This window comes from Pararhizobium sp. A13 (genome assembly GCF_040126305.1).
Taxonomy (GTDB): Bacteria; Pseudomonadota; Alphaproteobacteria; order Rhizobiales; family Rhizobiaceae; genus Pararhizobium.
Window position 1 is genome coordinate 3,618,098 of record NZ_CP149510.1, and the last position, 18,396, is coordinate 3,636,493.

The window sequence follows — 18,396 nt, forward strand, 5'->3', positions numbered from 1 at the left end:
CAGGCAACACGGAATGAACCGGCCGGATCAGCCGATGCCGAGCCTCTTGGAGACCTCATTGATGTTCGCCTTGTTGGCGAGAATTGCCGGCACGTAGGTTTCGCGAGGCAATGTCTGCCCGGACAGAAGGCGAGCGACGTTCTGGATGGCGATGCGGCCAAGCTCGGCTGGCTGCTGTGCAACGTCGGCGGCCGCCGGCGAGGACGGGTCGGCGACAAGCTGAAGAACCTCCGGGCTGCCATCGACGCCATAGGTCTTGATCTCGGTTCGGCCCGCCGCGACGAGCGCCTGCGTCGCGCCCAGCTGTGGGATGTCCCATGCCGACCAGATCGCCTTGATCGATCCCTTCTCCGGATACTTGTTGAGAATGGCGGTGATCTGGGCGAAGGCATCCTGAACGGTGTTCGGAATGACGTCACGAAGTTCCGGCTCGAGGATTTTCACCTTCGGGAAATACTTAACTACATTGACCAGCTGATCGTAGCGGATGGCGCAGGGCGTCACGCCGTAAAAGCCGTTGAACACCACGATGTTGCCTTCGCCACCGATATCGGAGACCAGCTGAAGCGCGAGGTCCTTGCCGATACCCCAGTTATCGGAGGTCGAGTTGTTGAGCGAGTTGTTCGAGCCAACGTCGATGGTCAGGACCGGAATGCCCGCATCCCGCGCTTTCTTCAGCCAGGGATCGATGACCGTCAGCGTTCCGAGCAGCTGGACGATCGCATCCGGCTTCTGGGCGATCAGCGTCTGGAGTTGGGCCACCAGTTTCCCATCATTGCGGCCGGCATCGACTGCGATCGGCTCGCCACCCAGCCGTTTCACTTCCTCGATCTGGGCATTGTAGGCCTGCAGGTCAAAGAAATGATCCGTGCCCGTTGCACTAATGCCGATACGCTTGCCCTTGAGCGAAAGCTCCTCGGCTTGCGCGAATGCGGGTCGCGACGCCAGCAGGTTCGCGCCTGCAACAGCAGCCCCCGCAACGGCGGAAAGCTTCAACAATTCACGCCGGCCGAAGCCGGACTTCTTTTCGGTATCCGTCATATCCCGCTCTCCTATGAACGAGCCTGTGGCTCGATTAAAATAATATCTATAGATTATATAGATGTATTGGCTTGCCGAGGAATGGATTTTCAAAAGGCGATCGGGGGAGAAAAAATCAGACCAGCGACGGATGGCCGAGGCAATATGCGAAGGCAGCCGAGGCAACCCGGCCATCCGGAGCAAAGCTATCACTCGCGGCGCAACGCGCTTTGGCGCCCGATGGCTTCTGCAACCGTCAAGAGACGCGGCTCGCATTGATCGCCGCAATATGCTCCGGTCCAATCCCGCAGCATCCGCCGACGATGGTCGCACCCTGATCGATCCAGCGCCGTATCCACTTCAGGTAGTTTGCAGGATCAAGGTCCGGCCTGATCTCTGATATACCGGCATAGGGTTCGTCGGACGGAGGCTCCGGCACGAATGCATTGGCGTAGACTCCAAGCCCAGCCGAAGGGTTGATGGAACGCCCGATACTTTCGCGCGCCGCCACAACGGCCGCACTCATGACTTCCGGCTGACTGCAGTTGAACAGCACAGAGCTTGCTCCAGCCTTCAGAGTAGCAGTCACGGCCTCGTCAACAGCTTCTCCCGACCGCAATTCCGGTGGCTGCGTGCGACCGTCCTCATCCTTGAGGGTATAGGACACATAGACCGGCAACCCTGTCACCTTGGCTGCGGCCAGCGCTGTCAGAGCCTCTGCCGTGGAACTCTGGGTTTCGATCAGCCAGAAATCCACATGCGGCTTGAGCCCGTCGATCAGAACCTCAAGAATCGCCGGCGCCTCGGCAGCCTTGAAATTGCCGGGCCGGTAGCTCTCGAAGAGCGGCGGCAGGCAACCGGCAACCTGCACCTTGCGGTTGGCTTTTGCGGCGACCTCGCGGGCGATACGGCCGGCCCTGTCTGCCAGCTGCTTTCCTTCCGCCGCGAAACGGGCGTCACCGATCATATGCGGCACAAGACCGTAGGAGTTGGTGGTGATAATCTCCGCGCCGCTATCGACATAGGCCTGGTGAGCCTGTGCAACATAGTGCGGCGCCTCGATAAGCGACAGGGCTGACCATTCCGGCAGCCGGAATGGCGCTCCCAGCCGCTCCAGCAGGCGCCCCATGCCACCGTCGAGAATGGCGAAGTTTGTGTTGTCCAGACTCATTTCGTCTCCGTTACGCACGGCCCAGCGCTTCGGCGCGGCCAAATCTGATTTCAAGTCTGTGCTGGAGCAGTTCCAGAGCGATGGACAGAACCCAGTAAATCACCGCGGCCGTCAGCAGCATTTCCATGTACCGATAGGTGGCACGTCCATAGGACTGCGCGAGGAAATTCAGCTCCCAAAGCCCCATCACAGATACTAGCGAGGAATCCTTCAACATCGAGATGAACTGAGCGCCGGCCGGCGGAATGATGATCCTCATGGCCTGGGGCGCAATTATCTTCCATGCAATGACCGGCCGCTGCAGGCCAAGCGCCATTGCGGCTTCACGCTGCCCCTTCGGAACCGACGAAATGCCGGCCCTGATGGTCTCCGCGAGGTAGGCCGCATAGTTCAGAGACAGAGCCAGGATGCCCGAGAAAAAGCCCGATAGGACGATCCCGAACTGCGGCAGCGCGAGATAGATCAATAGAACCTGCACCAGAAGGGGTGTTCCGCGGAAGAACGAGGCGTAAAACGTGGCAACCCCGAAAGCGAGCGGATTGAGCGACAAGCGGCCGAGCGCTGTCAGGACACCCAGAATCATGGCGCATGCCATCGATACGAGCGTCACCAGCAGCGTCAGAACGACGCCCTGAACAAAGCCGTCCGGAGACAGCCGCAGGCCCAGCATGAATGGCAGTTTCTGCCCGATCAGCTGAAAATCGAGGCCGAGACTAACCAGTGCTGCCGACAGCAGCGCAAGAAGCCCGGCCCAGGTCGCCCAGACCTTTTCGCGGAAGCCAAGCCCCGCCGGCTTCAATCCGGCGGGAGGCGCCTGCGGTTCCGTTCGGTCCGCCAGCACCACAGAGAGGGCCTCATTCTGCATATTTGGTGATGTCCACACCGAACCATTTCTCGGAGATCTTGGCCAGCGTGCCATCAGCCTTCAGCTCGGTGATAACCCGCTTGACCTCGGCATCCCATTCCGGATCGCCCTTGTCCGTCACAACGGCATTGGGTTCGGCGAAAAGCGGATCGCCAACGACCTTCAACTTGTTCGTTGCATCGATCTGGCCCTGCGCCGTCGCCAGCGAGGCAACGATTGCATCAAGACGAACGCCTGCCCCCAGAGACAGATTCTGGAAATTGACGGTCTCGTCTCCAGGAACCGCCTGGACCTCGCTGAACGGAAATTCGATCTTCGCCTGGCCGGGAATCGCGAAGTTTCGGTTGATATAAGCCTCGTAGGAAGAGCCGGTACCGACGCCAACACGCTTGCCCGAAATATCGGCGATCGACTTGATCGCTTCCTCGTCCTTGTTGACGACAAGAACTGCCGGGACGCTATAGTAGTTGACGGGGAAATTCACGACCTTTGCCCGCTCCTCGGTCGGCGTGGCGGAGGAAATCGCCAAATCCCAACGGCCAGCCCATTTGCCGCTGATAATCGTTTCCCAGCCCGGCGTTTCCAGCTTCAGCTTGACACCAAGCCCTTCTGCAAACGCCTTGGCGACATCCACATCGAACCCGTCGAGCTGATTTTCAGCGTTGATGAAACCGAAAGGCGGATAGTCGTTAACGAGCACGTCGACGACGACACCGTTTGCACGGACACGGTCAAGGGTTTCGCCGGCCTCTGCCGAACCCGTCAGCAGGGCAGCAAATACGACGCCCGATTTTACGGCAGAATTCAGAATGCGCATTTCGTACCGATCTCCATTGTTGAGCGGCCTGGGCTCCTCATCTGCGCCTGCAAGCCATTTACAACGGGTAACGAGACCAATAATCTATTAAAAGAATAGATTTTCTATATAAAATAGGAAATTGAAAAATCACTTTTATTCGTCATTGCGGCTGGAGCAGCCTTGCCGGGATGACAGGCAAGGCGATGACCTGACCTCAGATCAAGGAGTGCAAAGGCGGTTTTACGCCGTTCAGGCAATACTGGCCGACGGCGTGGAATTTCCAGCGGACCGGATCGTGGAGCGTGTGGGTCTCCAGAAGCGGGCGAGATTGTGGGCCCTGAGCGTCGATCGCGTGCCTGCAAGCTCGAACCGCTGCGCTGGGCCGACGTCATCAAGGACAGGCGGCATCGCGTCTTCGTCAATGCCTTGCTGAACTATGTTTGCTCAGTGCATTTGGATTTCGTTCATTTGTGTTGATCCAGCCCAGTTTCGGCGCAATGAAGCTGACAAAGTCATGGATAATCTGCCGATATTCCTCGTCTTCGAATTCGTAGGGAAGTTCCAGCCTGAGTTCGCTAACATGCGGCAGGATCGGATCGGCAAGGAGTAGCTCCAGAATCTGCTCGGAACTGCCCACGAGGTCGCGGGCATAGAGCGTGCGACGCTCGCCCTGCGGCGTCAGCGTACGTTCATGGCGCCCCGCCGCGTAGTCGCGATAGCGTTTGCAGGTCACAACATCCGCGCTATCGAGAGGAACGATGACACGACCGAGCGCGACCCGCTTCTCACCGCTGCCGGCCGCCCGATAGGTTTCAAGTTGGCGGGATTGGGCGACGAAGAAATCATCCGTCTCCTCGCCGGTCGTGACGTTGCCGATCAGCAGGTTGAAACCGTTTCGCCCCGCCCAGCCGGCAGACCGCAGCGAACCGCCGCCGTACCATATGCGATCTGTCAGCCCCTTGGCATGCGGCTGAAGCCGCGGCCGTTGCGGGCCGAAGGGCGTCTTGATGATGGTTGCCTCGTCACCGACGGGGTTGCTCTTCAGATTGTCCACGAAGCGCAGGACGCGCTCGTGGGAGAAGTCATAGTTTTCCCAATCACCGTCGAAGACGAGCGGTGCAATCAGATCGGCATGCAGCGGCCGGCCGGCACTCAAACCGACGTTGAGGCGTCCGCGCGACAGGACATCGACTGTCGAAAGATCTTCGGCCAAGCGGTAAGGGCTTTCGTAACCGATGGGGATGACGGCCGTTCCAAGCTGGATACGGCTGGTGCGCTGGGTTGCTGCGGCCAGAAAGGCGGTCGCCGACGAGATGCCCGGCTCCAGATGCCGCTGGCGTGCCCATGCACTTTGAAATCCGAGAGCCTCGCCATACTCGAGAAGCTGCAACGTCTTTTCCAGTCCGGACAGCGGATCGTCCGCAGGATAATTGCCTGGCGTGAGAAAGCCGATATGGCTGACGGCGATGCTGCTCATCTTACGTTCTTTCCTTTAGGTTTTCGGCAGCCCGGGCGGATTGGTTTCCGATTTCGGCAACGCCTCCTCGGCCAGGTGCCAATGATCTAGAATCTTGGCGTAGACGCCACTCTCGATCAGGCCGTTGGTGGCAACAGTCAGCGCGTCCGCCAGTCCGCTGCCCTTTTTCGTGGCGATGGCCACGTCGGAGCGATCGGGCCAGCCGGCGCTGAGCGTACCGACGCGTTTGATGTTGTGATCGCGGGCAGCGATGTAGATGAGTTGTGCATGCGGCTGGACGATGACATCGGCCCGGCCCGAGGATAGCGCGAGCAGGCTTGCAGCCTCATCGTCGTAGTATTGCAGTTCCAGCGGCCTCAATCCGGCCTCGACGTTTTCATCATTCCACCGCAGCAGGATACGCTCCTGGTTGGTGCCGGCGCCGACGATGATGCGCAGACCCGCGGCGTCCTTCGGCTCCCTGATAGACGTAATCGGGCTGTCGGACTTGACGAAGAAGCCGTGCAGTCCCTGACGGTAGGTCGAGAAATCGAACTTCTCCTTCCGCTGTTCTGTGACGCCGACATTGGAGATCACCGCATCGTATTTGCCCGATGTCAGGCCGAGCGGCCAGTCGATCCACGCGACCGGCACGAGTTCCAGTTCAAGCCCGAGGCTATCGGCAATGGCGGACGCATAATCCGGATCGGCACCGACGACGGTCTTTGCATCGGTCGCATAGGTGGCCAGCGGCGGCCCGCCGGGGCTGACGGCGACGGTGAACTTGCCCGGTATCACGAAGGTGAAGTCCTTCGAGATCGCCGCGATGGCCGCGTCGTTTTTCTCTGCGCGAACGCGGGCCGGTTGCTCGGGGCTCAGGTCGAACGCGTCGTCCGCATGCGCGGTCCCGAAAAGGGTCAGAGTGGACGTAAGGGCGGCGAGCAAGAAGTTTCGGAAGGCGGGTCTGCCAGTCATTGTCATTGTCATCGTCTCCATTTGAATAGCGTGTTCGGCCCGGCGCCGCGAAACGACGCAGGGCCGCCTCGTGCCGCGTCAGGAACCGCTCTTCGGCAGGCCGGCCGGATTGGTCTGGGACTGGTCGACCGCTTCGGCGTCCAGGCTCCAGCGTTTCAGCACCTCGCCATATTTGCCACTCTTGATTAGATCGTTGATCGCCACGGTGATCGCATCGGCAAGACCCGCGCCTTTGCGGGTCGTGACCGCAATATCGGCGGTCAGCGGCCAGCCACCGCTAACGATGCCGACGAGCTTGGTCTGGTTATTGACGGAGGCGCTGTAGGCCTGTGTCGCGTTCGGATTGAATTCGACATCGGCGCGGCCGGACTGGAGGGCAAGGTCGCCCGCAGCGCTGTCATCATAATACTGCACCTCAACCGGTTTCAGACCGGCGGCAACATTCTGCCGGTCCCATTCCAGAATAATCTTTTCCTGGTTGGTGCCCGCGCCCGTGATGACCTTCAGGCCGGCGACATCCTTCGGCTCCTTGATCTCGGCGATCTTGCTGTCAGCCTTGACGTAGAAGCCGAGCACGTCCTTGCGGTAGGTGGAGAAGTCGAATTTCTCCTTGCGCTCTTCCGTGACCGTGACGTTGCTGATCACCGCATCGTATTTGCCGGATGCAACGCCAAGCGGCCAGTCTGCCCAGGCGACGGACACGAGTTCCAGCTCCAATCCGAGGGAATCCGCCAGCAGCGAAGCAAGATCGGGATCCGCGCCGACGACGGTCTTCGCGTCCGAAGCGTAAGTCGCTACCGGCGGATCCCAGGCGCTGATGGCGACGGTGAACTTGCCCGGCGTCACGAACTTGAAATCGGGCGAGATCGCCTTAATCGCCGCTTCGTCCCTTTTGGCACCGACCCGGTTGGAGATATCCGGGCTCAGGTCGAATTTCTCGGCCGCCAGCGCGGAGCCGAGGCCCAGCGCTGTAATGGTGACCACGCCTGCCATCAGAAGTTTAGCATGATGTAAGAATGTCATGATTCCCGTCTCCATTTTCATCTTATGGTTGTGAATGCTGATAGTCCCATCCCGTCCGCTCAAGCGACCGGGAATTTGCTAAAGAACTTTTGCGAGAAATTCGCGCGTGCGCGGATGGTCCGGTTGGCTGAAGATGCGGGCCGGCAGGCCCACCTCCAGAATGTGGCCACCCTCCATGAACACGATCGTATCGGCGACCTCGCGGGCAAACCCGACTTCGTGGGTGACGATGACGAGCGTCGTGCCAGTGCGCGCCAGCTCCTTGATGACGTCAAGCACCTCGCCGACGAGCTCCGGATCGAGGGCAGAGGTCGGCTCATCGAAAAGCAGCACCTTCGGCTTCAGCGCAAGCGCCCTGGCGATGGCAACGCGCTGCTGCTGACCGCCGGAAAGCTGGCGGGGATAGGCATCAATCTTGTCCGTGAGGCCGACGCGGGCGAGAAGCTCCCGCGCCAGTTCGGCCGCCTCGTTGCGATCAGTTCCCCGGACCTGCATCGGTGCTTCGATCAGGTTTTCCAGGACGGTGAGGTGCGGGAACAAATTGAAATTCTGGAAGACCATGCCGATGTCGGCGCGGCGTTTCAGGATGTCCTTTTCCTTGAGCTCATAAAGCGTCTCGCCGTTCTGGCGGTAGCCCACGAGATCGCCATCGACGGAGATGAAGCCGCTGTCGACGCGCTCCAGATGATTGATGGCGCGCAGCAGCGTCGATTTCCCTGATCCGGATGGGCCGAGAATGGCCGTAACGCTGCCGGCAGGCAGAGTCAGGTCGATGGCATCCAGCACCTTCAGGGCACCGAAGCTTTTCGAGATGCCATGGACGCGCACCGTTCCGCCGGCTCTGAACAAGGGCGCATCGCTGAAACCGGCCTTTCGCTCGATCTGCCTGCTTGTGCCGCCCGTCTGTTGCGGCAGCCGGTCTCGGAAACGGGCGAAGAAGGCCTCGAAAGGCAGGGGCGCCGGATTGCGGACGGCGCCTCTGGAGAAATAGCGCTCGATATAGTGCTGCGCGATCGAGAGCGCGGTCATGATGACCAGATACCAGGCCGTCGCCACCATCAGCAGCGGGATGACTTCGAGGTTGCGGCGGTAGATAACCTGCACCGTGTAGAAGAGCTCCGGCAGAGCGAGCACGTAGACCATCGACGTGCTTTTCGCCAGACCGATGATCTCGTTGAAGCCGGTCGGCAGGATCGATCGCATGGCCTGCGGCAACACGATGCGGAACACCTGGCGGCGGCGCGGAAGCCCGAGGGCCGCAGCTGCTTCGAGTTGCCCCTGATCGACGGACAGGATGCCGCCACGCACGATTTCGCAGAAGAATGCGGACTGGTTCAGCGTCAGGCCGAGGAACGCGGCTGCAAAGGGTGTCAGCAATTGCACGGTAGGGTAATCAATTAGTACCGTATCGGTGAACGGCACGCCGATCCGGATCGTCTCGTAGAGATAGCCGAGATTGTTAAGCACCAGAAGAAGTACAATCAGCGGGATCGAGCGTAGCAGCCAGACATACCCCCATGACAGGCCTGACAGCAGCGGTGACTTCGACACCCGGGCGAGCGCCAGCGCTGTCCCCAGCACCGAACCAGATATCGTGGCGAGTGCCGTCAGCAACAAGGTCCGGCCCAGGCCTGCGAGAACCGGTTCGGCGAAGAACCACTCGGCAAAGACACTCCAGCCCCAGCGTGGATTGGTGAACGTCGAGTAGAGCACGGCGGCGATGACGATCGCCGCAAACACCGTGCCGACAAGGCGGCCGGGATGGCGCGCGGGCACGATCCGGTAGAGCGAGTAGTCCTGTTTGTGGTCCGCCGTCCTGTGGCCGGGTTCGATACCCGCGAAATCTGTCGTCAGTGCCATGGCCTTCCCCTTGTGGATTCTGCCGAATATTCAGCGATGTCCAGTGGCCTGCTGAAGCGGCCGTTCTGCCCGCACGATCCCTGCCGCACCTGCGGTCGCGAGATGGCCGATCTGCTTTTCGAACGGCAGCGTCCTGTAGACTTCCGGATCGACCTTGATGTCGAACAGGGCCGTGTAGCCGTATTTCAGGTAGAGCCCGACCGCCTCCGGCTGGCGAAAGCCGGTGGTCAGATAGACCCGGGAATAGCCCTGGCGTGCCGCTTGCACCTCGAGTTCGACCAGAACTTTCACGGCCAGCCCCTGCCGGCGCAGATCGGAACGTGTCCAGATGCGTTTGAACTCGGCAGTGTGATCGTCGTAATGTTTGAAGGCTCCGCCGCCGATCGTTTCGCCATTGCGCAGCAGAAGCAGAAAATTGCCATGCGGCGGCGCGAAAGCCTCGGCCGGATAGCGGTTCATCTCTTCGGCAGCCCCCGCTGCGCTGAAGTAAGACCCGTAACGGCTGTCATATTCGAAGGTCAGTTCGTCGATCAGAGGCTTTGCGCGTGGATCGAGGGGCGTCGTGTAGAGAAACGTATCGACCATGTCGCCAATCCTGTTGATGTCTTCAGTTGAGAAAGGTTTCCGCCAGCCGCACCCAGTAGCGGGCGGCGGGTGCGATGATCGCGTCGTCGAAATCGTAGTGGGCGCTATGCAGAGGCGCCGTGTCGCCGTTGCCGACGAACAGGTAGCTGCCCGGCTTGGCTTGCAGCATGAAGGCGAAATCCTCGCTGGCCGTGCGCGGCTTGAACCCCTCCTCCACCCTCGCCGGACCAAACGTGTCGAGGGCGACCTGCCGTGCGAAACCTGTCTCGCCGCCATGGTTGATCAGCGCCGGGAAGCCCAGCCTGTAGTCCACCTCCGCCACGGCTCCGAAACTCTCGGCTTGCGCTCGCGCAAGCGCCGGAATGCGCTGCTGGAGTTGCTGGCGGACGGTTTCGGTGAAGGCCCGCATAGTGAGCTTCAGCTCGACGCTTTCGGGGATGACGTTCGAAGCCGAACCCGCATGGATTGATCCGACCGTCGCCACCGCCATTTCCTGCGGATCGACATTGCGCGAGACCACGCTCTGCAGCGCGGTTATAAACGAGGCGGAGGCAAGTACCGGATCGACGGCGCGATGCGGTTCGGCCCCATGGCCGCCCTTGCCGACGATCCGGATCTTGGCCTGGTCTACCGAGGCCATCGCGGCACCGGCGACGAAGCCGAACTGCCCTGACGGCACGCCCGGCCAGTTGTGCAGCCCGAAGACCGCGTCGACGGGAAAGCGTTCGAACAGCCCTTCCGAGATCATCTTGCGGGCACCGGCGCCGATTTCCTCGGCCGGCTGGAAGATCAGGTGAAGCGTGCCGTTGAAGGTGCCGCTTTCGGCAAGATAGCGCGCGGCCGTGAGAAGGATCGTCGTATGACCGTCATGGCCGCAGGCATGCATGACGCCGGGGTTATTGCTGGCATAGGCAAGCTCCGTCGCCTCCTCGATCGGCAGCGCATCCATGTCCGCGCGGATACCAATCCGGCGCTCGCCGTTACCGCGCTTCAGCGTGGCGACAAGTCCCGTTCCAGCAATGCCCGCTGTGACCTCATAGCCCCAGGAGGAGAGATGGGAGGCAATGAGCTTGCTGGTGCGGCGCTCCTGAAAGGCAAGCTCCGGATACTGGTGCAGATCGTGGCGGAGCGCGACAATCTCATCGAGATAGGCAGCGATGCCTCGCTCTATCGGATCGTTCAGGCGCGGTGTCTGTGCGATGACGTTCATGGCCGTTTCCCGGCGCCTCAGGCGCCGACCGCCTTTCCGCGCTCGATGTCTTCCGCGGGGGCAGCGTAGCGGCTCTCGCGATACGGAAGGCCCAGATGGTCGCGCAACGTCTCGCCTTTGAGCTCCGGATTGAAATAGCCACGCTCGTCCAGGATCGGCAGGACGTGTGTCGCAAAATCATCGAGCCCTTGGGCGATCACGGGGAAGCCAAGGATGAAGCCATCGGCTGCCCCCTCCTCTACCCAGCGGATGATCTCGTCGGCGATATGGTCCGCCGTGCCGATGAAGGCCGTCCGCGGGGTTGCGACATCGAGGGCGATTTCACGCAAGGTGAGGTTCTGCTCGCGCGCGGTCTTCTTGATGCGGTCAGTGGTGGCGCGGAAGCTGTTCTTGCCGATATCGCCGATATCCGGGAAGGCCTCGTCGAGCGGATAGACGCTGAAATCGTGATGATCGAAAAAGCGGCCCAGATAAAGCAGCGCCTCCTCGATGGTGACGAGGTTGCGAATCGACTGATATTTCCGCTCCGCCTCTTCCGGCGTTGCGCCGACGATCGGCCCGATGCCGGGATAGATGCCTATCGCGGCGCCGGGGCGCCCCTGCGCGATCGCGCTCTGTTTCACCTGCTTGTGAAAGACCTTCGCGTCCTCGATTGGCCCGCCATTGGTGAAGACGGCATCGGCATGCTTGCCGGCCAGTTTTATGCCGGAATCGGAGGCCCCTGCCTGGAAGACGACCGGCTGGCCCTGTCTCGAACGGCCGATATTCAGCGGCCCCTCGACCCTAAAGAAGCGGCCCTTGTGGTCGAGCCTGTGCAGTTTCGACTTGTCGGCATAGACACCCGTTTCCCGGTTGCGGACAAAGGCGTCGTCGTCCCAGGAATCCCACAGGCCCTTGATGACGTCGAGGTATTCGTCGGCGATCTCGTAGCGCAGTTCGTGTTCGGGATGCTCGCGGCTGTAGTTGCGCCCCGACCCTTCGAGCGGAGTCGTTACCGCGTTCCAGCCCGCCCTTCCGCCACTGATCAGGTCGATCGTTGCGAACTGACGGGCGACCGTGAACGGATCGCTGTAGGACGTCGAAACCGTGCCGACGAGGCCGATCTTCGAGGTCGATGCCGCAAGGGCGGAAAGAACGGAGATCGGCTCGAACCGGTTGAGGAAGTGCGGGATCGACTGTGCGTTGATGTAGAGGCCATCGGCGACGAATGCGAATGCGATCCCTGCAGCTTCGGCTCTGCGGGCGATATTGACGAAGAACTCGAAATTGACGCTCGCGTCGGCAGGTCCACTCGGGTGCTTCCAGGCATTCATATGGCCACCGGGACCCTGCAGCATGATGCCGAACGAAATATGTTTCTGAACCATCGGATCAATCCTTTTGCGAAAAATCAGGCGGCGAGCGAAAGCCGCTCCTTGGCGAGACGTTCGATGGAGGCGAAGCGCTCGGCCGCGCCGAGTGCTGGCGTTTCGATGATGAATTCGGCGACGCCGTACCGGCTGTGCAGGTCATCGAGCTGTGCGCGAACCTCCGCGGCGGTACCGTGAAGCACGCTCGGCACCCTTGCTTCGAGCCGATCGATGCCGACGCCTGCCTGGCGTGCGTATTCGGCGGCCTGTTCCTCGCTGCCGACATTGACGCTTCTGCCGTCGCTGAGGAAAACCTTGAAAATGCGGAGATCCGCAACCGCCTTTCGCGCGACACTCGCGTTTTCAGCTGCATAGGCCGCAAGCGCCAGGATCGGAGTTTTGCCGCCACTTGCCCGCGAATATGCATCGAAGGTTTTGCTCAGGTTTTCCGGATCACCGTTCAGCTGACCGGCAAAGACCAGTCGCCAGCCCTTAGCTGCGGCCAGTTCGGCACTTTCGACGCTTGCGCCAAGAAGGAAACGCTCGGGTGCGGCCGGCGGAAACGGGGTGGCATGCGGGCCTTCGTGGTCAAGATCGGCCGCAAGATATGTATTGATGTCGGAAAGCTGATCGGCAAAATCCGGCTTTCTGGCCGGATCGACCCCCGCCTGCAGAGCACTGGTCGAGAGTGGAAAACCGCCCGGCGCCTTGCCGACGCCCAGGTCGACGCGCTCGGGGGCGAGCGAAGCCAGAAGATTGAAAGTCTCAGCAACCTTATAGGCACTGTAGTGCTGAAGCATGACGCCGCCTGAACCGACGCGGATCCTCGCCGTTTTGGCGAGAAGATACGCAATCAGTGTCTCCGGCGCAGAACTTGCCACATTGGACATGTTGTGATGCTCGGCGACCCAAAACCGGTGGTAACCGAGTTCCTCCGCCTTTACCGCAAGCCTGACCGTTGTGCGCAGCGCATCTGCCGCGGTACCGCCCTCTTCGATAGGGCTTTTGTCGAGAAGACTGAGGAGGTATGGCATAAAGCCCCCGATCCCTTCACTAGGTTGCAAAACTTAGTATATAAAATCAGTAGACAATATGGTTTTTAAGAAATGACATTCTCTTTGGGGAGAGGTAGGGGGAAAAAGTCACCGCGCTTAGGAGGCAAGAAGCGATACTATCGGAACCGACAAGTCTCGGAACCACAGGCCTAACCGGCCGCGGTTACCTGATGGCCGCCGAGACCGGCGCCACGCTTTCCGGTATGGAATGCCCTGGCAAATACACGCTTGCGCCGCAAGGTCGCCTCTCAACTTGGAGAAGAGTTAGTGATGTCGCTCCAGATGAGGATGCCGGCCGACATCGCAGGCCGACGTCACAGTCGAGTGGTCGGTGAAACCGAAGACCTTCAGGCCAAGCATGACGAACTGTGCGGGCCAAAGGAGCTTCCAACGCTGCGGGAGTAACCTGCCGTGATTTGGGCAGGCCGAATCACCCCACGGCAAATGGAAATCAGACAGAAGCGGGAACGGACTGAGAACACGAAGCTGTCGCCCGAACGACCGGGACCTAGCGGTGACGTGGCGACAAGATCGTGATATGGCTTCCAACTTGAATATTGATTTCACCTCTTCAAAGAAAAGAGGGAAATGGTGGGTGATCACGGGCTCGAACCGTGGACCCGCTGATTAAGAGTAATCAATATATTTCTGCGCACCCTGAAAAACAGGGATTGTGGTTTCCAACGGCACCTCTACATGGCACTAGAAAGCCCGTGAACAAAACGGGAATTGGAAACTACCCCAGAGAGCCATCTTACAGATCCCTCCCTCTAATTCAAATGCTGCAAGTCGTGGCCGGAAGAGATCGGCATCGACCGGGCATATTGCTACTCTGCCAGTCTTGCCGCTATCGCAAACTGACCTACATTAAAAATCAGGCAGTCCCTCGCGCCGTTGACCACGGATGTACTGGCAGCGGCGTGAGACGACCACGGAAGGTCAGGTAGTCACCCGGCCCTTTTCTTTGAGCCGTGTTGACTCCCCCGCCTGTCCGTGGCCTTGACCGGCGCCGGAGCACGCCGCCGAGATCGCTGAAAGACGGCACGACATAATACGCGGCCGTGGCAAAATTCGGATAGTGCTGAAGGAGTTGGATGCCTGGCTGGCGTCGCTCGGAAAGGCCGGACCTGTCAACTAGCGATAATGAGCTTTGCGCTGTCGAACGGCTCTCGGAACATTCATCCCAGAACTTGGTTTAGGTTGTGATCGTCGCCCTTACGCTCGCTCGTAATCAGCACCGGTCACTCCTTGAGAAAATCGCTTTCCTTGGCACGGGGTCTTTTTCGAGGATGTTGGAAAGGCCGCCAAAAACGAATGAACCGGAGGGCGAGTAATATGAAAAAGTTAATTTCAGGCTGCGCCATCCTACTCACACTAACGGGTTGTGTAGCAGCATACGACGCGGGGCCGGTTCGACCTATACCCGGAAGTATCACCTATGGCGGCCATCAACCGCGCACGAAATTGACGAAAGCGCCAATTGGCAGCACGTTCACTAACCAGATCATCGACGAGTACGGCCTTATGGCCATTGAGACTTACAGGATAGAGCCGGACCGCTCACTCACGCTTATCCGGCGCGATCATAAGTGGGACTTTTTTGACTTCGATTGAAAATCCGCCACAGGTCGCGATAAAATATGGGGCGCACCAATCGCCCCCCCAACTCGTGCGTTCTGGACGATGGTGAGTCTGGCCGATGGCAAAAAACAAGCGGCGTTGAATTTCCAAACTTAACTCTCTAAGCATGCCGGAACGAAACTAGAACATCCTCGGCGAGGCGGCCGCCAATCTGAAAGCGTGTCCACAGGTTATCCACCGGCTTATGCACCGGGGAAAGGTACCCGCATGCCCGACGAATATGCCCCAAAATACAGATGGCGCGTGACCTGGCCCGACCCGGAAGACGCTGGTAGCCATAAGACGGATTTCAGTGGCTGGGATGGAGATGTCCGCATCGGGAGGATTCGGTTCGAACCGAATGGCCTACAGAAGGGCACATGGCAATGGAGCGGCCTAGGCCCGCACGTGCGAGAACGGTTACTGCCTCATCAGAGCTATGAAGACACTGCCCGCAAAGCCGCTGCGATGGTCGAAGACTATTACGAGCGCCTGATGGCTCACAACGGCCTCGAAATCCGTCAGCCTTCCACAGGGGAATAACTGTCCACCCGATAGATCGCGGCATTATCCTGAACCTCGAGCAGTCCCTTGTAGGACGGATGGCGCACCTTGCCGTCGTGGGTCCACGCTCGGTATTCGACTTCGACGATGAGCGTCGGCTGGGTAAACAGCACGCTGGTTCCGCTTCTCATCGGGATAGGCGGCTTCTTCACCATCAGGAGATCCAGCAACGCCTTCAGCTCGCGCGCGACAACCTGGGAAAAGCCGGTCCCGACTGAGCCGACATAGACCAGATCATTCTCTCCCTTGCGCGCCGCGAGGAGAAGGCTGCGGATGCTGTCGCCTGCGGCCTCGTAGCCGACGACGATGAAGGCGTCTCGCCGCTTGCACTTGATCTTCACCCAGTCGCCGCGGCCAAGCGCCGCGAGGCAAAGTTTCACGGTTTCTCGCGTCCGAAGCAGACAATCAAATCCCCCGGCTTCCCCGTGGCCGAAAAAACCGCCAAGCGCGAATCTAACAAGGGATTGCCGGAACTGCCGAGACGATCACTTTATCAAAGGATTGAGCCATGAGCCTGGAGGAATTTTGTCATGGAACACCAGCGCCCTCGGATCATGTGGTTGGGTCCGATTGCGCTATAAGCGCGTCATCTTCACGCTCACACGCTATCGATATGCGCCCGTTGGATCGAAACCCATTCGTCAGGGTACGGCTCGTGATCTTGCTGATGTTGCGTCTCGTACTTACCCCAGCCCTGAAGCTTCCAGTATTTCGTCATAACATCGAAATGGCTATATCCAACTATTTCACCAGCTTTAACGGCGCCTTTGTTAAGCAGCGACCTAAAGCCATTCCCCATAGGGCCTGCAAGACAAAGGCCTGGAAGCATCTGACCGTCAGGCTCGGGGTCGAGCCAGATTTCGTGAATCAGTTCGTTTTTCATGGAAATATCTTACTTCACGAACCATCCTCTCGGAAGAGAGGCCATGGCGGCTATGGGCCGGAATCGAACCTTCCACCCTCGCAGAGGGTGGAGTGACAATGACAGCGCGCCGTCTAGCATCCATCCCGATCGGCAGCTGGCCGCCGAGAATGTCGGCCGATCTCGCCGCCGGCTATTGCGGGGAAAAGCACGTCGAGGATTTCCTCGAGCGCGTCGGGACGGCGATGACGAAGCCGAAGACCGGCGAGAACACGATTGCCGTCAAAGCGCAGAAGACCGGAAATACGGTCTGGATACCGATTCACTTCGCCTACCGGAAATGGATCGATCGCGTTCCGTCGAATGACAGCGTTATGCTGCATGCCGGCGCCCGTGCCCTCTCCTACAAGTCCCCCGATGGCTTCCGCACCGAATGGCAGAAGATGATGGCCAAGGAGGAGTTCAAACGATTCCGCGAAAACCGGATCGTCTTCCACGGTCTGCGCAAAAACGCGGTTATCAATTTGCTGGAGGTCGGCTGCACCGAGAACCAGGTCGGATCGATCTGCAACATGTCGGCGCAGATGGTTCAGCACTACGGGAGGGAGGTCGCTTTAAGAAGCTTGGCCAAGGACGCCATGAAGCTCATGGAGGCACGATGGAGCGAGATCGAGCCGGCCGCGTTCCGGAACAGGAACGGAACGTGAATTGGAAACCGTTTCCAATCTATTGGAAACCGGCCAAAATGACCCTTTGAGAAAATTGATAATTTTCCAATGATATCAAGAGGTTTTTGGTGGGTGATCACGGGCTCGAACCGTGGACCCGCTGATTAAGAGTCAGCTGCTCTACCAACTGAGCTAATCACCCGTCCAGAACCGCGTTGCTGCGGTCTGATGGGGCGTATAATGGCCTTCGCCGGGCTTGTCTACCCCCACAGCGATTTTCTTTCGGGATTTCTCAAAAAAATCTGTATTGGCCGTTTAGAGCCTGTTTTTCAAAGATAAAGTTCGCCGGCCGCAATCTTCACGGCCTGTCCGCCTATGCGCGCGGTTACGATTTCACCGCCGGAAACGTCGAGATGAAGGTGCAACAGCGATGGCCGGCCCATCTCGACGCCCTGTTCGATCAGGAACGGATGATGCCCGTCGATCAACTGGTCGAAATGGTGGATAGCCCCGGAAAAGGCGGCAACGGCCGCGCCTGTCGCCGGGTCTTCGACGATGCCCATGGCTGGCGCGAACATGCGGGTGTGGAAGCGGGCGATATGATTGATCCCGCCGCGACAGTAGACATAGGCGCTGGCGAGCCGTCCCTCGGCCATCGGCGTGATCTGCTCCCAGAGTGCAGCGTCGAATTCAACGGCAGCTGCCGCCGCCACGTCATGCACGGGGATCATCACGAACGGAACGCCGGCGCTCCAGAAGGTCGGCACGTGGTTCTCGAAACCGATCTGCGTCGCCTTCAGGCTGAAGGCATTGGCAATCTCCTGCCGATCGAACTTCGCGTGGAGCTGCACCGACTTCCTCGGCACGTCGAATTCCGCGAAGGTTGCCGATGGGGACCGGCTCCGCACGGCACAGCGCACGGGACCGACATTTTCCTCAAGCATCTGAACGAGATCATAGTCCTCGTCGTCAGTAGCGCGCGCGGCCTCGGCCAAAGCGACTGCCGCGCCAACCGTGGGGTGGCCGGCGAAGGGCAGCTCGTAACCAGGCGTAAAAATCCGCAGCCGGGCGGTATGTGCAGGGTTTTCTGCAGGCTTGACGAACACAGTCTCCGACAGGTTGAACTCGCAGGCAATCGCCTGCATCGCCGCATCGCTCAGGCCGTCGCCATCGAAAACGACGGCCAGCGGATTTCCTTCCAGCCTGTTGGCGGTGAAGACGTCGTAAATTGCATAACGCCGCGCCACGGTAATCTCCCTGTATGTCTTTTAGTGCCAGACCTTGCACGGCAGAGAACTTGCGGCAAGTGTAAAA

17 protein-coding genes, 1 tRNA gene and 2 pseudogenes are annotated in these 18,396 nt (G+C 59.6%); 3 read left to right on the top strand and 17 right to left on the bottom strand.

Features of this window, described 5'->3' with window-relative positions; all coding sequences use genetic code 11:
• Window positions 1–27 precede the first annotated feature (27 nt).
• From WI754_RS17790 to WI754_RS17850, 13 genes and pseudogenes are all read right to left on the bottom strand, one after another.
• Window positions 28–1,041: a sugar ABC transporter substrate-binding protein gene (locus WI754_RS17790; RefSeq protein ID WP_349434784.1), complete on the bottom strand. Its 1,014-nt coding sequence runs from the start codon at window positions 1,039–1,041 to the stop codon at window positions 28–30.
• Window positions 1,042–1,276: 235 nt separating this feature from the next.
• Window positions 1,277–2,191 carry a homocysteine S-methyltransferase family protein gene (locus WI754_RS17795; RefSeq protein WP_349434785.1) on the bottom strand — a complete coding sequence of 305 codons (915 nt, stop codon included), beginning with the start codon at window positions 2,189–2,191 and terminating at the stop codon, window positions 1,277–1,279.
• A gap of 10 nt (window positions 2,192–2,201) precedes the next feature.
• Window positions 2,202–3,056 carry an amino acid ABC transporter permease gene (locus WI754_RS17800; RefSeq protein ID WP_349434786.1) on the bottom strand — a complete coding sequence of 285 codons (855 nt, stop codon included), beginning with the start codon at window positions 3,054–3,056 and terminating at the stop codon, window positions 2,202–2,204.
• Complete coding sequence (locus WI754_RS17805; protein ID WP_349434787.1) at window positions 3,046–3,873, bottom strand: transporter substrate-binding domain-containing protein; 828 nt, start codon at window positions 3,871–3,873, stop codon at window positions 3,046–3,048. Before WI754_RS17805 ends, WI754_RS17800 begins: the two co-directional genes overlap by 11 nt.
• 196 nt (window positions 3,874–4,069) lie before the next feature.
• Window positions 4,070–4,224: pseudogene (locus tag WI754_RS17810) on the bottom strand (SfnB family sulfur acquisition oxidoreductase); the annotation flags it as partial.
• Window positions 4,225–4,273: 49 nt separating this feature from the next.
• On the bottom strand, window positions 4,274–5,332 hold the full coding sequence (locus WI754_RS17815) for an LLM class flavin-dependent oxidoreductase (protein ID WP_349434788.1): 1,059 nt from the start codon (window positions 5,330–5,332) through the stop codon (window positions 4,274–4,276).
• A gap of 15 nt (window positions 5,333–5,347) precedes the next feature.
• A complete protein-coding gene (locus tag WI754_RS17820) occupies window positions 5,348–6,286 on the bottom strand; it encodes an ABC transporter substrate-binding protein (protein ID WP_349437859.1) in 939 nt (312 codons plus the stop codon).
• 78 nt (window positions 6,287–6,364) lie between these two features.
• Window positions 6,365–7,309 carry an ABC transporter substrate-binding protein gene (locus WI754_RS17825; RefSeq protein WP_349434789.1) on the bottom strand — a complete coding sequence of 315 codons (945 nt, stop codon included), beginning with the start codon at window positions 7,307–7,309 and terminating at the stop codon, window positions 6,365–6,367.
• Between the two features lie 78 nt (window positions 7,310–7,387).
• Window positions 7,388–9,169 carry an amino acid ABC transporter permease/ATP-binding protein gene (locus WI754_RS17830; RefSeq protein ID WP_349434790.1) on the bottom strand — a complete coding sequence of 594 codons (1,782 nt, stop codon included), beginning with the start codon at window positions 9,167–9,169 and terminating at the stop codon, window positions 7,388–7,390.
• A gap of 30 nt (window positions 9,170–9,199) precedes the next feature.
• Complete coding sequence (locus WI754_RS17835) at window positions 9,200–9,754, bottom strand: GNAT family N-acetyltransferase (protein ID WP_349434791.1); 555 nt, start codon at window positions 9,752–9,754, stop codon at window positions 9,200–9,202.
• Between the two features lie 22 nt (window positions 9,755–9,776).
• A complete protein-coding gene (locus tag WI754_RS17840) occupies window positions 9,777–10,964 on the bottom strand; it encodes a M20 aminoacylase family protein (RefSeq protein WP_349434792.1) in 1,188 nt (395 codons plus the stop codon).
• Between the two features lie 17 nt (window positions 10,965–10,981).
• Window positions 10,982–12,331 carry an LLM class flavin-dependent oxidoreductase gene (locus tag WI754_RS17845; RefSeq protein ID WP_349434793.1) on the bottom strand — a complete coding sequence of 450 codons (1,350 nt, stop codon included), beginning with the start codon at window positions 12,329–12,331 and terminating at the stop codon, window positions 10,982–10,984.
• Between the two features lie 23 nt (window positions 12,332–12,354).
• Window positions 12,355–13,347, bottom strand: coding sequence for an MsnO8 family LLM class oxidoreductase (locus WI754_RS17850; protein ID WP_349434794.1), 993 nt, complete (start codon window positions 13,345–13,347; stop codon window positions 12,355–12,357).
• Window positions 13,348–14,703: 1,356 nt separating this feature from the next.
• Between WI754_RS17850 and WI754_RS17855 the strand changes: the two genes are divergently transcribed.
• Together WI754_RS17855 and WI754_RS17860 are read left to right on the top strand one after the other, a co-directional pair.
• A complete protein-coding gene (locus WI754_RS17855) occupies window positions 14,704–14,982 on the top strand; it encodes a hypothetical protein (RefSeq protein ID WP_349434795.1) in 279 nt (92 codons plus the stop codon).
• Between the two features lie 234 nt (window positions 14,983–15,216).
• Window positions 15,217–15,531 carry a hypothetical protein gene (locus WI754_RS17860; RefSeq protein ID WP_349434796.1) on the top strand — a complete coding sequence of 105 codons (315 nt, stop codon included), beginning with the start codon at window positions 15,217–15,219 and terminating at the stop codon, window positions 15,529–15,531.
• Here WI754_RS17860 and WI754_RS17865 read toward each other — a convergent pair.
• Window positions 15,510–15,932, bottom strand: a complete 423-nt coding sequence (locus WI754_RS17865) for a hypothetical protein (protein WP_349434797.1) — start codon at window positions 15,930–15,932, stop codon at window positions 15,510–15,512. The two genes, WI754_RS17860 and WI754_RS17865, sit on opposite strands and share 22 nt — an antisense overlap.
• Before the next feature lie 218 nt (window positions 15,933–16,150).
• The gene (locus WI754_RS17870) at window positions 16,151–16,435 is read right to left on the bottom strand and encodes a hypothetical protein (RefSeq protein WP_349434798.1); all 285 of its coding nucleotides are present in this window, start codon (window positions 16,433–16,435) and stop codon (window positions 16,151–16,153) included.
• Between the two features lie 221 nt (window positions 16,436–16,656).
• Between WI754_RS17870 and WI754_RS17875 the strand changes: the two are divergent.
• A pseudogene (locus tag WI754_RS17875) lies at window positions 16,657–17,121 on the top strand (hypothetical protein); the annotation flags it as partial.
• Window positions 17,122–17,208: 87 nt separating this feature from the next.
• Here WI754_RS17875 and WI754_RS17880 read toward each other — a convergent pair.
• Window positions 17,209–17,284: transfer RNA gene (locus WI754_RS17880), tRNA-Lys, on the bottom strand.
• Between the two features lie 127 nt (window positions 17,285–17,411).
• Window positions 17,412–18,329, bottom strand: coding sequence for a PhzF family phenazine biosynthesis protein (locus WI754_RS17885; RefSeq protein WP_349434799.1), 918 nt, complete (start codon window positions 18,327–18,329; stop codon window positions 17,412–17,414).
• Window positions 18,330–18,396 lie beyond the last annotated feature (67 nt).

Bases quoted from the DNA above. Each gene is read 5' to 3' on its own strand.
- WI754_RS17850 (WP_349434794.1), bottom strand. From the start codon at position 13,347: ATGCCATACCTCCTCAGTCTTCTCGACAAAAGCCCTATCGAAGAGGGC.
- WI754_RS17845 (WP_349434793.1), bottom strand. From the start codon at position 12,331: ATGGTTCAGAAACATATTTCGTTCGGCATCATGCTGCAGGGTCCCGGT.
- WI754_RS17860 (WP_349434796.1), top strand. From the start codon at position 15,217: ATGCCCGACGAATATGCCCCAAAATACAGATGGCGCGTGACCTGGCCC.
- WI754_RS17790 (WP_349434784.1), bottom strand. From the start codon at position 1,041: ATGACGGATACCGAAAAGAAGTCCGGCTTCGGCCGGCGTGAATTGTTG.
- WI754_RS17855 (WP_349434795.1), top strand. From the start codon at position 14,704: ATGAAAAAGTTAATTTCAGGCTGCGCCATCCTACTCACACTAACGGGT.
- WI754_RS17825 (WP_349434789.1), bottom strand. From the start codon at position 7,309: ATGACATTCTTACATCATGCTAAACTTCTGATGGCAGGCGTGGTCACC.
- WI754_RS17830 (WP_349434790.1), bottom strand. From the start codon at position 9,169: ATGGCACTGACGACAGATTTCGCGGGTATCGAACCCGGCCACAGGACG.
- WI754_RS17800 (WP_349434786.1), bottom strand. From the start codon at position 3,056: ATGCAGAATGAGGCCCTCTCTGTGGTGCTGGCGGACCGAACGGAACCG.
- WI754_RS17870 (WP_349434798.1), bottom strand. From the start codon at position 16,435: ATGAAAAACGAACTGATTCACGAAATCTGGCTCGACCCCGAGCCTGAC.
- WI754_RS17815 (WP_349434788.1), bottom strand. From the start codon at position 5,332: ATGAGCAGCATCGCCGTCAGCCATATCGGCTTTCTCACGCCAGGCAAT.
- WI754_RS17835 (WP_349434791.1), bottom strand. From the start codon at position 9,754: ATGGTCGATACGTTTCTCTACACGACGCCCCTCGATCCACGCGCAAAG.
- WI754_RS17795 (WP_349434785.1), bottom strand. From the start codon at position 2,191: ATGAGTCTGGACAACACAAACTTCGCCATTCTCGACGGTGGCATGGGG.
- WI754_RS17820 (WP_349437859.1), bottom strand. From the start codon at position 6,286: ATGACTGGCAGACCCGCCTTCCGAAACTTCTTGCTCGCCGCCCTTACG.
- WI754_RS17805 (WP_349434787.1), bottom strand. From the start codon at position 3,873: ATGCGCATTCTGAATTCTGCCGTAAAATCGGGCGTCGTATTTGCTGCC.
- WI754_RS17840 (WP_349434792.1), bottom strand. From the start codon at position 10,964: ATGAACGTCATCGCACAGACACCGCGCCTGAACGATCCGATAGAGCGA.